Origin of the sequence: Amnibacterium soli, from assembly GCF_039544415.1 — a bacterium.
Lineage (GTDB): Bacteria > Actinomycetota > Actinomycetes > Actinomycetales > Microbacteriaceae > Amnibacterium > Amnibacterium soli.
In genome coordinates this window covers 24,275-38,314 of sequence record NZ_BAABLP010000004.1, presented here as the reverse complement: position 1 = coordinate 38,314, position 14,040 = coordinate 24,275, and the positions used below count along the sequence as shown (strand labels likewise).

At 73.6% G+C, this 14,040-nt stretch carries 14 protein-coding genes and 1 tRNA gene; 10 read left to right on the top strand and 5 right to left on the bottom strand.

What is annotated here, in order from left to right:
* Positions 1-11: 11 nt before the first annotated feature.
* The 3 genes from ABEA53_RS09580 to ABEA53_RS09570 are packed head-to-tail and all read left to right on the top strand — an operon-like array spanning position 12 to position 1,526.
* Positions 12-812, top strand: coding sequence for a M15 family metallopeptidase (locus ABEA53_RS09580; protein ID WP_345480912.1), 801 nt, complete (start codon positions 12-14; stop codon positions 810-812).
* Between the two features lie 22 nt (positions 813-834).
* Positions 835-1,194 carry a YidH family protein gene (locus tag ABEA53_RS09575; RefSeq protein WP_345480911.1) on the top strand — a complete coding sequence of 120 codons (360 nt, stop codon included), beginning with the start codon at positions 835-837 and terminating at the stop codon, positions 1,192-1,194.
* Entirely contained in the window at positions 1,191-1,526 is a 336-nt protein-coding gene (locus tag ABEA53_RS09570) for a DUF202 domain-containing protein (RefSeq protein ID WP_345480910.1), read from the top strand. The genes ABEA53_RS09575 and ABEA53_RS09570 overlap by 4 nt, the downstream gene beginning before the upstream one ends.
* Positions 1,527-1,640: 114 nt before the next feature.
* On the opposite strand, the gene pgm is transcribed toward ABEA53_RS09570, so the two are convergent.
* From pgm to ABEA53_RS09550, 4 genes are all read right to left on the bottom strand, one after another.
* Complete coding sequence (pgm, locus tag ABEA53_RS09565; RefSeq protein ID WP_345480909.1) at positions 1,641-3,263, bottom strand: phosphoglucomutase (alpha-D-glucose-1,6-bisphosphate-dependent); 1,623 nt, start codon at positions 3,261-3,263, stop codon at positions 1,641-1,643.
* 42 nt (positions 3,264-3,305) lie between these two features.
* The gene (locus ABEA53_RS09560) at positions 3,306-5,579 is read right to left on the bottom strand and encodes a prephenate dehydratase domain-containing protein (RefSeq protein ID WP_345480908.1); all 2,274 of its coding nucleotides are present in this window, start codon (positions 5,577-5,579) and stop codon (positions 3,306-3,308) included.
* Positions 5,580-5,624: 45 nt separating this feature from the next.
* Complete coding sequence (locus ABEA53_RS09555; RefSeq protein ID WP_345481469.1) at positions 5,625-6,482, bottom strand: amidase domain-containing protein; 858 nt, start codon at positions 6,480-6,482, stop codon at positions 5,625-5,627.
* A 103-nt stretch (positions 6,483-6,585) separates the two neighbouring features.
* Positions 6,586-7,620 (bottom strand): diacylglycerol/lipid kinase family protein, encoded by a 1,035-nt coding sequence (locus ABEA53_RS09550; RefSeq protein ID WP_345480907.1) that lies wholly within the window; start codon positions 7,618-7,620, stop codon positions 6,586-6,588.
* An 88-nt stretch (positions 7,621-7,708) separates the two neighbouring features.
* On the opposite strand from ABEA53_RS09550, the gene serS reads away from it, so the two are divergent.
* The gene (serS, locus tag ABEA53_RS09545; protein ID WP_345480905.1) at positions 7,709-8,977 is read left to right on the top strand and encodes a serine--tRNA ligase; all 1,269 of its coding nucleotides are present in this window, start codon (positions 7,709-7,711) and stop codon (positions 8,975-8,977) included.
* On the top strand, positions 8,974-9,771 hold the full coding sequence (locus ABEA53_RS09540; protein ID WP_345480904.1) for an HAD family hydrolase: 798 nt from the start codon (positions 8,974-8,976) through the stop codon (positions 9,769-9,771). Before serS ends, ABEA53_RS09540 begins: the two co-directional genes overlap by 4 nt.
* 75 nt (positions 9,772-9,846) lie before the next feature.
* Here the strand turns inward: ABEA53_RS09540 and ABEA53_RS09535 are convergent, their stop codons facing one another.
* Positions 9,847-10,104: a hypothetical protein gene (locus ABEA53_RS09535; RefSeq protein ID WP_345480903.1), complete on the bottom strand. Its 258-nt coding sequence runs from the start codon at positions 10,102-10,104 to the stop codon at positions 9,847-9,849.
* Between the two features lie 64 nt (positions 10,105-10,168).
* Here ABEA53_RS09535 and ABEA53_RS09530 point away from each other — a divergent pair.
* The 5 genes from ABEA53_RS09530 to ABEA53_RS09510 all read left to right on the top strand — a co-directional run bounded on the left by ABEA53_RS09530 (position 10,169) and on the right by ABEA53_RS09510 (position 14,037).
* Positions 10,169-10,256: transfer RNA gene (locus ABEA53_RS09530), tRNA-Ser, on the top strand.
* A gap of 286 nt (positions 10,257-10,542) precedes the next feature.
* Positions 10,543-11,226 carry a sugar transferase gene (locus ABEA53_RS09525; RefSeq protein WP_345480902.1) on the top strand — a complete coding sequence of 228 codons (684 nt, stop codon included), beginning with the start codon at positions 10,543-10,545 and terminating at the stop codon, positions 11,224-11,226.
* A 39-nt stretch (positions 11,227-11,265) separates the two neighbouring features.
* Positions 11,266-11,604 (top strand): ester cyclase, encoded by a 339-nt coding sequence (locus tag ABEA53_RS09520; RefSeq protein WP_345480901.1) that lies wholly within the window; start codon positions 11,266-11,268, stop codon positions 11,602-11,604.
* Positions 11,605-11,738: 134 nt separating this feature from the next.
* A complete protein-coding gene (locus ABEA53_RS09515; protein WP_345480900.1) occupies positions 11,739-12,965 on the top strand; it encodes an MFS transporter in 1,227 nt (408 codons plus the stop codon).
* A gap of 70 nt (positions 12,966-13,035) precedes the next feature.
* A complete protein-coding gene (locus ABEA53_RS09510) occupies positions 13,036-14,037 on the top strand; it encodes a LacI family DNA-binding transcriptional regulator (RefSeq protein WP_345480899.1) in 1,002 nt (333 codons plus the stop codon).
* Positions 14,038-14,040 lie beyond the last annotated feature (3 nt).

The following is a 14,040-nucleotide window of genomic DNA, read 5'->3' as shown; positions in this document are numbered from 1 at the left end:
AGGCTCCGGCCGTGTCGCAGAGGATCGTCCGCGGATGCGCCGCGCTCGGGATCGTGCTGGCCCTCGCCGGATGCACGGCCACCGGGACCCCCTCCTCGCAGAGCGCATCCACGGCGGCCGGCAGCGACGATCCGGTGCGCTCGTCGGCGCCGCCCGTCGCCTCGGCGACCCCCTCCGCGACGTCGCCGGCGCCGGCGCCGACCACTGCCGCGTTCGACCGGTCGAAGCACTCGCTCGACGACCCGAGCAGCATCTGGGTCGTCGTCGACAAGCAGCGGCCGCTGCAGCCGAAGAGCTGGGTGCCGCCCGACCTCGTGACGCCCGCGGTGCCGCACACGAACGTGCCGCAGCTGCGGAAGGTCGCCGCCGACGCGCTGGTCCGCATGTTCGCCGGGGCGGAGCAGGACGGCATCAGGCTCGTGTCGCTGTCCGCCTACCGGTCGTACGCGACCCAGTCGTCGATCTTCGACCGCAACCTGGCGACGCTCGGGCGCGCGAAGACGCTGCAGCTGACGGCCAGGCCGGGGTACAGCGAGCACCAGACCGGTCTCGCCGACGACCTCGGCGACGGCTCCTCCTGCGATCTGCAGGTGTGCTTCGAGTCGCACCCGGCCGCGAAGTGGCTGCTCGCGAACTCGTGGCGGTACGGCTGGATCCTGCGCTACCCGCTGGGCGACACGGCGGTCACGGGGATCCAGACCGAGCCGTGGCACTTCCGGTACATCGGGAAGTCCGCGGCGAAGGAGATGCACGCGACGGGCGTGAAGACGCTCGAGCAGTTCTTCGACCTGCCGGACTCGCCCGACTACTGATCGGGCGTGGCAGGCTCGGGCCGTGCAGGAGCGGTTCCCGAGGTCGGTCCACGGCGTCGGCGACGAGCCGGATCCGCGCTTCACGCTGGCGAACGAGCGGACCTTCCTCGCCTGGATCCGCACCTCTCTCGCGCTGATCGCCGGCGGCGTCGCGATCGACGCGGTCGCCCTGCCGCTGCCCGTCTGGGTCCGGGGCGCCGCCTCGATCGTGCTGCTGGCGCTCGGCCTCGCGGTGCCGCTGCTGTCGTGGTGGAGCTGGGCGGCCACGGAGCGCGCCCTGCGGCTCGGGCGCCCGCTGCCCGCCTCCCTGCTGACGCTGCCGCTGGCGATCGGGCTGCTCGTCGTGGCCGTGCTCGTCGTGCTCGGCGTGCTGCTGCGGTGAGCGCACCGCGCGACCCGGGGCTGCAGCCCGAGCGGACCGTGCTCGCCTGGCGCCGCACCCTGCTCGCCCTGGCGGTCGGTGCGCTGGTCGCCGTGCGGGTGCTGCCGCCGGTGCTCGGGGGGCGGACGATCGTGCTCGCCGTCGGCGGCCTCGCGGCGGTCGCGGTGCTGTGGGTCGTCGCGGGCCGTCGGCACCGGGCGGTGGAGGCGGTCTTCCGGGGCCGCGCCCCCGCCTCCGCGATGCCGGGCGGCGCCCTCCTGCTGGCCCTCGCCCTCGTGGCGACGCTCGCCGCAGCGCTGGGCCTGGCGGTCACCTTCCTCCCGCACCCCTGATGCGGGGGGCTTCGCGGATCCGCACTTCCTTCGTCGATCCGCAGTTCTCGATCGACACGCCGGACGCGGAGAGTCCGCGGGCGGCGTGTCGTCGAAGAACTGCGGAACCGCGGTCTAGGAGCCGAGGGCGGTGTCGACGATGCGCTTCGCCTCCGCCTGGACCTCGGCCAGGTGGTCGGCGCCCTTGAAGGACTCCGCGTAGATCTTGTAGACGTCCTCGGTGCCGGAGGGGCGGGCCGCGAACCACGCGGACTCCGAGACCACCTTCACGCCGCCGATCGCCGCGCCGTTGCCGGGCGCCTTCGACAGCTTCGCCGTGATCGCCTCGCCCGCCAGCTCGGTCGCCGACACCGCGTCGCCGTCGAGCCTGCCGAGCGCCGCCTTCTGCGCCTTCGAGGCCGGGGCGTCGACACGGGCGTAGGCGGGGTCGCCGAAGCGCTCGGTCAGCTCGCGGTAGAGCTCGCTCGGCGACTTCCCGGTCACCGCGCGGATCTCGGAGGCGAGCAGCGCCAGCAGGATGCCGTCCTTGTCGGTGGTCCATGCGGTGCCGTCGAAGCGGAGGAAGCTCGCGCCCGCGCTCTCCTCGCCGCCGAACGCGACCGAGCCGTCGATCAGGCCACGCACGAACCACTTGAAGCCGACCGGCACCTCGACGAGCTCGCGCCCGATCGACTCCGCGACGCGGTCGATCATCGACGACGACACCAGCGTCTTGCCGACCTTCGCCGACTCCGACCACTGCGGCCGGTGCGTGAACAGGTACTGGATCGCGACGGCCAAGTAGTGGTTCGGGTTCATCAGCCCGGCGTCGGGCGTGACGATGCCGTGCCGGTCGGCGTCCGCGTCGTTGCCGGTCAGCAGGTCGTAGTCGCCCGCCCGGGCGACGACGGAGGCCATCGCGGAGGGGGAGGAGGGGTCCATGCGGATCTTCTCGTCCCAGTCCAGGGTCATGAACCCCCACGCCGGGTCCACCTCCGGGTTCACGACCGTCAGGTCGAGCCCGTACGCGTCCGCGATCGCCTGCCAGTAGCTGACGGAGGCGCCGCCCAGCGGGTCCGCGCCGATGCGGATGCCGGAGTCCTTGATCGCCTGCATGTCGATGATCGACGCGAGGTCGTCGACGTAGTGCGTGCGGAAGTCGTACGTCTCGACGGCGCTGGGCTCGGCGCGACGCACGTCCTTCAGGCCGCCCGCGATGATCTCGTTCGCGCGGTCCGCGATCCGGTTCGTCGCGTCGGAGTCGGCCGGGCCGCCGTGGGGCGGGTTGTACTTGAAGCCGCCGTCGGAGGGCGGGTTGTGCGAGGGCGTGACGACGATGCCGTCCGCCTGGTCGTCCTCCGCGGCGGTGCGGTTGTAGCGGATGATCGCGTGGCTCACGGCGGGCGTCGGGGTGTAGCCGTCGAACTCGTCGACGAGCACGCGCACGCCGTTCGCGACGAGCACCTCGAGCGCCGTCGTCTGCGCGGGCGCGGACAGCGCGTGCGTGTCCGCGCCGATGAACAGCGGGCCGGTGGTGCCCTGCTCCGCGCGGTACTCGACGATCGCCTGCGTGATCGCGGCGATGTGGTCGTCGTTGAACGCGGTGTTCAGCGAGCTGCCGCGGTGCCCGGAGGTGCCGAACACGACCTTCTGCTCCGGGTCGGCGACGTCGGGGTGGCCGGTCCAGTACAGGTGGACGAGCTGCTCGACATCGATCAGATCGGACGACTGCGCCGGCGTCCCTGCACGTGAGGTCATGGGCACATCCTGGCGCAACCGCGCCGGAAAGGAACCGGAGGGTCAGTCGGCGGCGACGCGCACCACGGGCGTGCGCGGTGACCAGGGCAGGGTGCCGAGCAGGCGCACCCCCTCCGGCGCGGGGTCGTCGCCGGAGGCGCTGGAGATCAGGAGGAAGCGGCCCGCGTCGTCCGTGAGCAGCTCCGCGAACGCCGCACCGCCCCCGCCGAGCAGCGGCAGCGCGTCGGCCGCGTCGGCGCCGATGCGCACGGACCGCACGGTCGGGTCGGAGCCGTCCCGCTGCGGCGTGAACTCGCCCGGTGCGCCGACGACGATGAAGCGGGTGATGGAGCCGGACAGGTCGTCCACCTCCCGCTCGATGACCTGCAGGTCACCGATCGCGAGCCCGGCGCCGCCGAGGGCCACTGCGGGCGCATCGGAGGCGAGCGCCTGCTCGAGCGCCGCCGCCGTGGAGTCCGTCGGGATCGGCTCGAGCCCCCACCGCGCGATGAAGCGCGTGCACTGCGCGAGCCCCTGCGGGTGGCTGTACACGGGGGCGCCGCGGTACGACTCGAGGGGGCGCGACGCCGTCGTGTAGGCGTCGAACCGCACGGCGACGTCGACGACGCCGCTCGCGATGAGGGGCGCGTCGTGCGCGAGCAGCGCCTGCACCGAGCGGGAGACGAGCCCGGAGGCGCTGCTCGAGATCGGCAGGACCGCGATCGTGCCGGGGCGCACGGCGGCCAGCACGTCGGGGAAGGTCGCGCAGGCGAGCAGGTTCCCCGCCGCGACGCCGACGCTGGTCGCGCACTGCCGCGCGGCCGCCTCCGAGAAGGTGCCGGAGGGGCCGAGGTAGGCGACGTCGAAGACGTCGTTCGCGAGGGTCCGCGCGATGCCGACGGGCCACGCGTAGGCGGCCTCGACCTCGCGGCGCACCGCCTCGACGGTCGCCTCCACGTCCCGGTCGGCCCGGATGCCGACGTGCACGACGACGGACCGCTGCCCGGTGCGGACCACCTCGTCGACGAGCCGCACGTCGCGCAGGCCGTCGAACTGCGCGACCACGCGCGCGACACCGCTGCCCGCCACCGACTCCGGCACCAGGAAGCGCACGTCCCGGCCGAGGAACGCGAGCTGCTCGTCGAGCACCGCGGCGAGCTCCGAGTCCGGCACCAGCTCGATGTGGCCCAGCCCGAACGACTGCCGCCGCACCGTCATCGAGACGCCGAGCCGTTGCGCGTTGTCGAGTCCCGGGCCGTCGAGCAGGGCGCCGCGGCCGGTCGGGCCGACGAGCAGCACCGCGAGCTCCACCCGCGTCGGCGTGACGTCGACGATGCGGCCGACGCGCACCGGGCCGGACGTGCCGGTGCGGCGCAGGCCGACGAGGGCCCCGTCCCGCCGCCGCCGCGAGATGTCGCGCCGCCGCGACTGCGCCGCTCGGATCCCTGCTGCCGCGGAGGTCTGCAGCTCCTCGAAGAGCGCCCCCGTGATGCGGTCGCGCACCCGTACGATCGCGGCCTCGAAGTCCTGCCCGTCGAGCTCCCGCAGCGACGCGGCCAGGCGCTCGCCCGCCTCCTTGCCGCTCGCGCTCTGCACCGACGCGACCTGCGCCTGCTGCCGCGGGTCGAGCGCGCGGGCGGTGAGGCCGAAGAGGCTGTCGAAGAGCGGCGTGCGCAGCGCCCAGAGCGCCTCGAGGTCCACGTCGCTGCGGGTCACCGCGTCGGCGAACGCGACGAGCGCGCGGTGCGTGGTCGCCTGCACGCTCGCCATCGCCGCGTCGTGCTCGGCCGCGGTGCCGCTGCGCAGCACGCCGCCGCTGCCCGCGACCACGTCGTCGAGCCAGCCCGGCGCCTCCGCGTCCCCCGCGACGTAGACGCTCTGGCCGTCGATCGCGGTGAGGTTCGGGTCGAACAGCAGGTGCACGCCCCACAGCGCGCCGGAGGGGAGGAGGGGCCGTGCGACCTCGAGCGTCGCCGCCATCGTGCTCGTGACCAGCACCACCTCGGTGGCGGAGCCGATGTGCCGGGCGAGGGACGGCAGCACCTCGGGCAGGGCGGCCACCGGGACCGCGACGACGACGGTCGCGGCCGGTCCCTGGGCGATCGAGGAGCCGTCGGCCGTGCGGGTCAGCGTCCCGTCGGCCGCCAGCACGGCGACGAGCGTGGTGTCGTCGTCCCGGTCGCGCAGCGCGCCGGCCGCGGAGGCGGTGTCGACGAGCACGGCCGGGCGGACCCCGTCGGCCAGGTGGTCGGCGAACCAGCGACCCGGGCCGAGCGCGGCGCCGACCACGACGAGGAGCCCCTCGACGGGGTGCGCGTCCGGGTCCTGTGCCGCCACGGCACCACCCTGCCAGTTCGGGGGCGCCTCACGAGGAGGCTCGGGTCAGGCGAGCGACCAGTAGAACGCGCGGCCGCCCGGGTGGTCCTTCGTGATGGCGTCGTCGACGTCGCGGTAGTCGGAGTCGGTGGTGTGCCCGGCGAAGCCGATCCGGGTGCGGCCGCCCTCCGTCGTGATGCGGGTGACGACGCCGGTGTGGTCGCGGTCGCCGGTGCCGTCCCAGTCGAACTGCACGACGTCGCCCAGCTTCACCTCCGCCCGCTCGTCGTCCGTCAGCGCGGTGCCGAGCTCGGGGTGGGCGTGCATGAAGTCGCGGAACATCGTCGAGCTGATCCAGGCGCCGCCCGACTGCGCGACCGAGTCCGCATGCGTCCACAGGCCCTGCTGCTCCCAGCCGCGCTCGAGCAGCGACTGGCTGGTGAAGTCGACGCAGTCGGTGGAGCCGAGCGGCTGGTAGTCGGGGTTGTAGTCCTTCCAGTACCGCAGCAGGTACTGCAGCTGGCGGTCGGTCCCGTCGACGGCGCCGAAGCGGAGGGTGGCGGTGCCGACCGCGGTGGCGCCGGCGCGCAGCGACGCGGCCACCGACCGGTCCACGAAGTCCGGGCTGCCGGGCGCGGTGAACACGACGCGGTCGGCGCTCGCCGAGGACACCGGCACGTCGACGTCGTCGATGCGCACGGCGGTCACCTCCGCCAGGCCCGAGCCGCGCACCTCCACCTGCGTGCCGCCGCGCACGGAGACGGTGGCGGGGGAGGCGGTGCGCACGGCCGGTCCCTCGCTGGCCGCGGCCACGGGAGCGCTGCCGCCGGCGCGCGCGCCGGACGGCGCCGAGCAGCCCGCGAGGCCGCCGCCGACCACGAGCGCGCCGAACGCGAGCAGCACCTGTCTGCGTGTTCCCCCCATCACGGCGAGAACGCTAGGCACCGCCGGCGCGGAACCCGGGCATGTCGGGGTGCGGCGCGTCGATCCTCAGCGGGTCCTCAGAACGGGGCTCCGACGGTGCGGGTCAGGCGACCTGCGCCTCGCGCTCCTCCATGGAGTGGGGGAGGCGGTCCTGCTCGGTCGCGGGGATCCGGACGGCGAGCCCCTGCGGTCGGACGCGCGCCCGCACCGCGACGACCTCGCCCATGGCGTCGCCGTCGAGCTGGAACTGCTGCGGCGTCTCGGTGCGCAGCACGATGGAGCGGCCCTTGAGGTAGCGCAGCGTGCGCACCTCCTTCGTGTAGCCGAGGATCTTGCGCCCGACCTCGCTGCGGCGAAGGACGCCGTTCTCCCAGAGCACCTTCCAGGCGATCTGGATCCAGCCGAACAGGCCCTCGGGGCGCAGCGCCACGATGTCGAAGATGCCGTCGTCCACCGCGGCTTCCGGCAGCAGCAGGATGTTGCCGGTCAGCAGGCCGCAGTTGCCGATCAGCACCGTGTTGACCCGGACCGAGCGGGGCTGGTGGTCGTCGAGCTGGAAGCGGAGGCGCACGGAGTTCTCGCCGTGCAGCGCCCGCGCGATCCCGCCGACGTAGGCGAGCCAGCCGACGCGCTGCTTCAGCCGCGGATCGGTGTTGGCGATCATCGCGGCGTCGAGGCCGAGACCCGCCATCACGACGAAGGCGTGCGAGTCGCGGCCGCCGTCCTCGCGCTCCAGCTCGACGATCCCGAGGTCGATGCGGCGGTCCACCCCGGTGAACGCGGTGCGGACCGACTCCTCGAGCCGGTCGAGCGACAGCCGCAGGTTCCGGGCCAGCAGGTTGCCGGTGCCGGAGGGCAGCAGGGTCACGGGCACGTCGCTGTCGCGCAGGCCGTCCGCGACCGCGCGGATCGTGCCGTCGCCGCCCGCGGCCATCACCACGGCGGCGCCATCGGCGACCGCCTGCCTGGCCTGGCCGATGCCCGGGTCCTCGACGCTCGTCGGGTACCAGCGGCTCCCGCCCCAGCCCGCCGCCTGCTGCGCGGCGTCGACGACCGCGCGCAGGCGCTGCTCATCGATCTTGACCGGGTTGAAGACGACGGCCGCGAACGAGGTGGACGGGTGGTCGTTCGTGGGCACGACCCTCACGCTACTGAGTGTCAGCAGGGTGTCGCCTGCATGCAGCATGAGAACGTCGCATGGAGGCCGCGCACGTAGTCTTGGCGTCGTGATCGACCCGCAGCTGCTGCGTGCCGCTCCGGAGGTCGTCGAGGCGTCGCAGCGCGCCCGTGGCGCCGACGTCGCGTTGGTCGCGCGCGCCGCGCAGGCCGACGCCGCCCGCCGGGACGCCATCGCCGAGTTCGAACGCCTCCGGTCCGAGCAGAACGCGTTCGGCAAGCGCGTCGCCGTCGCCTCCAAGGAGGACAAGCCGGCGCTGCTCGCCCAGGTGAAGGAGCTCGCCGCCGCCGTGAAGGCCGCGTCCGAGCGCTCGAACGAGGCCGAGGCCGCGGCGGAGGAGGCGCTCGGCGCCATCCCCAACGTCGTCGTCGACGGCGTGCCCGAGGGCGGCGAGGACGACTACGTGGTCCTCCGCGAGGTCGGCACGATCCCCTCCTTCGACTTCGAGGCCCGCGACCACCTGGAGCTCGGCGAGCTGCTCGGCGCGATCGACATGATCCGCGGCGCGAAGGTGTCCGGCACCCGGTTCTCCTACCTCCGCGGCGTCGGCGCGCGCCTCGAGCTGGGGCTGATGAACCTCGCGCTGAACCGGGCGCTGGAGGCGGACTTCGTGCCGCTCATCACCCCGACGCTGGTGAAGCCCGAGATCATGCGCGGCACCGGCTTCCTCGACGCGCACGCCGACGCGGTGTACAAGGTCGAGTCGGAGGACCTGTACCTCACCGGCACGAGCGAGGTCGCGCTCGCCGGGTACCACTCCGACGAGATCATCGACCTCGCCGACGGTCCTCTCCGCTACGCCGGCTGGTCGACCTGCTACCGCCTGGAGGCGGGCAGCGCCGGCAAGGACACCCGCGGCATCATCCGCACGCACCAGTTCGACAAGCTCGAGATGTTCTCCTACGTCGACCCCGCGCAGGCCGAGCAGGAGCACGGGAAGCTGCTCGCGATGCAGGAGCGGATGATGGTCGACCTGGGCCTCGCCTACCGCGTCATCGACACGGCGGCGGGCGATCTCGGCGGCTCCGCGGCCCGCAAGTTCGACGTCGAGGCGTGGATCCCCACGCAGGGCCGCTACCGCGAGCTCACCTCCACCTCGAACTGCACGACGTACCAGGCGCGGCGCCTCGCGATCCGGCACCGCACGGAGAGCGGTCGCACCGCCCCCGTCGCGACGCTGAACGGCACGCTCGCCACGACCCGCTGGATCGCCGCGATCCTCGAGACGCACCAGCAGGCGGACGGCTCCGTCGTCGTGCCCGAGGTGCTGCAGCCGTACATCGGCGGGCTCGCCGTGCTCGAGCCCGCGTCGAAGTGACGCTCCGGGACGGCGGCTGGCTCGCGGCCCTCGACATCGACGGCACGATCCTGCACGAGGACGGGTTCCTGTCCGAGCGCGTGCGCACCGCGGTGCAGGAGGCGGACGCGCGCGGCCACGAGGTGATGCTGGCGACCGGGCGGTCGGCGGACTCCACGACGCCGGTGCTCGCGCGGCTCGGCGTGCTGCCGCGCTACCTCGTCTGCTCCAACGGCGCGGTGACGCTCGAGCGGAACGAGGCGGGGGAGTACGTCCGCGCCCGCACCGAGACCTTCGACCCCTCCGAGGTGCTTACCACGATCTCGGGTGCGCTCGACGACGCCCGCTACGCCGTCGAGGACGAGGAGGGGCGCTTCCGCTACACCGCGAGCTTCCCGGAGAACGCGGTGTCGGCGGGCAGCGAGGAGGTGCCGTTCGAGCAGCTGCTCGCGGTGCGCGCCACCCGCGTCGTCGTCATCTCGCCGAACCACGCCACCGAGGAGTTCCTCGGCATCGTCGACAGGATGGGCCTGACGCGCGTCAGCTACGCGATCGGCTGGACCGCGTGGCTCGACATCGCGCCGGACGGCGTGAACAAGGCGACGGCGATGGAGTGGGTCCGGCAGCAGCTGGGCGTGCCGATCGAGCGCACCGTCGCGATCGGCGACGGCCGCAACGACATCGACATGCTCGAGTGGGCCGCCCGCGGCGTCGCGATGGGCCAGGCGCCCGCCGACGTGGTCGCCGCCGCCGACGAGGTCACGCGCGAGGTCCGCGACGACGGCCTCGCCAGGGTGCTCGACTCCCTCCCCTGACCGCTCGTCGCGCGGTACCCGTGGCATCGCGCGGTCCGCGTGCGCACCGCGCGACGCCGCAGCGACCGCGCGTCGTCAGCCGCCGGGCAGCAGGAAGTGCAGCGCCAGGCCGCCGGCGAACAGCACGGCCGCGCCGGTCGTGACGAGCAGCGACGCCCGCGTCGTGCGCCGGGACGCCGCGTCCCGCCCGTAGACGAAGGCGCGCACCGAGGTGCGGTTCGCCTCCTCGAGCACGCGGCGCACCTCCGGGTCGTCGTGGTCGAGCCGCCCCTCGGCGTCCTGACGGCGGATGCGCGCGGCCTCCTCCGGGGTCATCCGGCTGCTCGAGGCCACGGGCGTCCTCCTCCGACGGTCGGCCCCATCATGCGCCTGCCGCCCGGGTATCGTCGGGGTTCCTGGAGGGCTGTCCGAGCGGCCGATGGACCCGGTCTTGAAAACCGGTGAGCAGCAATGCTCCGTGGGTTCGAATCCCACGCCCTCCGCCATCGCGCCGGCCCCTCCTCGGGCGCGTACGCCTGCGTCCGTCGTCCGCGGTCGCACGGGTCCGCCCGGGACGCCGCCATGCCTCCGGTGCGAGATGACCCCTGAAGGGGGAGGGGACAGACAGGTCGTTCTGTCCGTAGCTTCTTCTTCAGGCGGTTCCCCCGACCACCCGCACCGTCACCCCCGGTGCTGCACCACCTCGCGTCAGCTCCCCAGCACGACGCGCACCCGACAGGACCGCCGCGCACCCGAACGCCGGCGGTCCAGGCCCGAGCACCCACAAGGACCATGACGAACTCCCCCCTCGCCCTCAGTCCGACCCGACCGGCCTTCGCCGACCTCGCCCCGATCCCCGTCGCCTCCCGCTCGTGGGACGACGCCGATCGCTTCTGCAAGCGGATCCTCGACGTGGTCGTCGCGGCTGTGGCGCTGGTCGTCCTGGCCCCGGTGCTCGCCGTGATCGCCGTGCTCATCGCTTGCGACAGCGCGGGCGGCGTCCTCTACCGCCAGCAGCGCATCGGTCGCGACGGCGAGCCGTTCTCCATGCTCAAGTTCCGCTCCATGAGCGCCGACGCCGACCTCCGCCGCGAGGCGCTCACCGCCGGTCGCGGCAAGGGGCTCTTCAAGATGGTCGACGACCCCCGGATCACCCGGGTCGGCCACGTCCTGCGCCGCTACTCGCTCGACGAGCTGCCGCAGCTCGTGAACGTCCTCCGAGGCGACATGAGCCTGGTCGGCCCGCGCCCGGCGCTGCCCTCCGAGGTCGCCGAGTACGACCGCCGTGAGATGGGTCGCCTCGCCGCGACTCCCGGCCTGTCCGGCCTCTGGCAGGTCAGCGGGCGCTCCGATCTCGGATGGGACGACGGCATCCGCCTCGACCTGTTCTACGTCGAGAACCGGTCGATGGCGCTGGACCTGCGCATCCTCTGGCGCACGGCGAAGGCCGTGACGAGCTCGTCCGGGGCCTACTGAGGCGCTCGCTCGGGTTCGAGCCAGACGTCGACGCCGGCCGTGCGGTTCTTCGAACCGCGCGGCCGGCGTCCCTCGTCGGTGTCGAGTCGCTCCGCGATCGCGCTCTTCCGGCAGGCGATGCCCGACTACGACGTCCGCCACGAGGACGTGCTCGTCGACGGCGATCGCGTCGCCGTCCGCAACACCGTGTCCGGCACCCACCTCGGCGCGTTCATGGGCCACGAGCCCACCGGCCGGCGCATCGAGATGCGCACGATGGACGTGCATCAGGTGCGGAACGGCCGGATCGTCACCACCTGGCACCTCGAGGACTTCGCGGGGCTGATGGCCCAGCTGAACGCCGGCCCGGACGTGCCGGTCCGCGCGGCCTGGAGCTGAGCCCGCGGCGGTGGGGGAGGCGCGTCCTGAGGGCCGTGCCTCCCCCTCCTGCGTCCTGCGCCAGGAATAGCCGGCCCGCATGCGGTGTCTGCTCCTCGGTCGAGACCTCTCGGCGCGCGTTCTCAGGAGAGACCATGACCTCCACCCCAGCCGCCGCCGGCGGGCCCGCGATGACCGACCGCCGAGGATGGATCGCGGTGCTGTCCGTGGCGCTCGGGTCGTTCGTGCTCGTGCTCTCGGAGTTCCTGCCGATCGGTCTGCTGCCGGCGATCGCCGCGGACCTGCGCATCGACGTCGGGACCGCGGGGCTGATGGTCGTCGTCACCGCGCTCCTGGGCGCGATCGGCGCTCCCGTGGTCACCGTGTACACGTCCCGGGTCGACCGCCGGATCGTGCTGTGGTCGCTGACCGCGCTGCTCGTGGTCGCGGACGTGCTGGGCGCGCTCGCGCCCGGCTTCGGGGCGCTGCTCGTCTCCCGGATGCTGCTCGGGCTCTGCATCGGCGGCTTCTGGGCGCTCGGCGCCGGCATCGCGAGCCGGCTCGTCAAGGAGAGCGCGGTCATCCGCGCCACGTCCTTCATCACGGCGGGCGTCTCGGTCGCGACGGTCGTCAGCCTCCCGCTCGGCGCGTTCGTCTCCTCCGTCGCGACCTGGCGGCTCGCCTTCGTGATCGGCGCGGGCCTCGGGGTGGTCGCGCTCGTGCTGCAGCTGACGATGCTGCCGCGGATCCCCGCGCTGCAGCGGGTCCGGTTCGCGACGCTGGGCCAGCTGCTGACGATCCCGCGCGCCCGCATCGGCCTGATCGCCACGGCGCTGGCGTTCATCGCGCAGTTCTCCGCCTACACCTACGTCGCGCCGTACCTGCAGGAGCTCGTGCGCATCTCCCCGGCGACCACCACGGTCGCCCTGCTCGCGTTCGGCGTCGCCGGGATCGCGGGCAACTTCGTCGCGGGCATCACGCTGAGCCGCAGCGTCACCGGCACCCTCGCCGTGACGAAGATCGCGCTCGCGATCGCCGTCGTCGCCCTGCCGCTGCTCGCGTGGTCGCTGCCGGGCGTGCTCGTGCTGCTCGTGGTCTGGGGCTTCGTGTGGGGCGCGCTGCCGCTCGGCCTGCAGACCTGGATGTCGCAGGCCGCGCCGGACGCCTCCGACGGCAGCCTCGCGCTGTTCGTCTCGACCATCCAGATCGCGATCTCGCTGGGCTCGGTCGTCGGGGGACTGGGGGTCGGCGCCTTCGGCATCGCCTTCGACTTCTACCTCGCGGGCGGCATCGCGCTCGCCTCGCTGCTCGTGCTGCTCGCGCTCGGCAGGGGGCGGCGCGTGATCGCTCGCCCCTCGGGGGCGGTGCCCGAAGCCTGCTGATCCGTGCCGCGCATCCGATTGCTGGTAGGGATGTGCGGGCGCACGGCGCATCCGAGCAGGAGGTGAACGCATGGCTCTGGTCACGATCTACGACGTCGCCCGCGAGGCCGGCGTCAGCATCTCCACGGTGTCCAACGCGCTGAACCGCCCGCACAAGGTGGGCCTCGAGACGCGGGAGCGCGTGCTGCGCGTGGCCGACGAGCTCGGCTACATCCCGAAGCCCGAGGCGGCGGTGCTCGCCCGCCGCTCGAACCGCCGCGTCGGGGTCTTCGCGCCGTTCACCTCCTACGACTCGTTCCTCCGGCGGCTGTCCGGCGTGCTCGAGCAGGCCGCGACGTCGGGCACCGAGGTGTCGGTCTTCGACGTCGGCTCGGCCGCGCAGCTCGCCTCCCCGGTGCTCTCGAGCGTGCCGCTGCAGGCGCGCTTCGACGGCCTGATCGTGATGGGCATGGCCCTCGACCCCGTGGTGGAGCAGCGGCTGGTCGACCGCGAGGTCCCCGTCGTCGTGGTCGACGCGCACAGCGACCGGTTCCCGACCCTGGTGGTCGACGACGCCGAGGCGGGCGCGCTCGCCGCGCGGCACCTCGTGGCGCTCGGTCACCGGCGCATCGGCTACGTCGCGGAGCAGCAGGCGACCGACTACGAGTCGCAGTCCACCAGCCGGCTCGCCGGGTTCCGGTCGGTCGTGGAGGCGGCCGGAGGCTCGGTGCGGGTCGTCGAGAGCGGACCCAGCGCCGACGCGGCGGCGGCCGCCGCACGGGACCTGGTCGGTCGCGATCCGTCGCTGACCGCCCTCGTCGCCCATTTCGACCGCATGGGCGTCGGCCTGCTGCGCGCCGCGCGCACGGCGGGGATCGCGGTGCCCGAGGCGCTCAGCATCATCTCCTTCGACGACGGCCCGGTGGCGGAGGCGGCCGGGCTGACGACCGTGCGGCAGCCGTTCGAGGAGTCCGGAGCGGTCGCGCTGCGCCTGCTCGACGCAGCCGGCGGTCTGCAGATGATGACGCGCACGCACCTCGAGCTGCGCCTCGTCGAGCGCGGTTCGACCGCGCCTGCAGCGGTCCGGGACTGACGC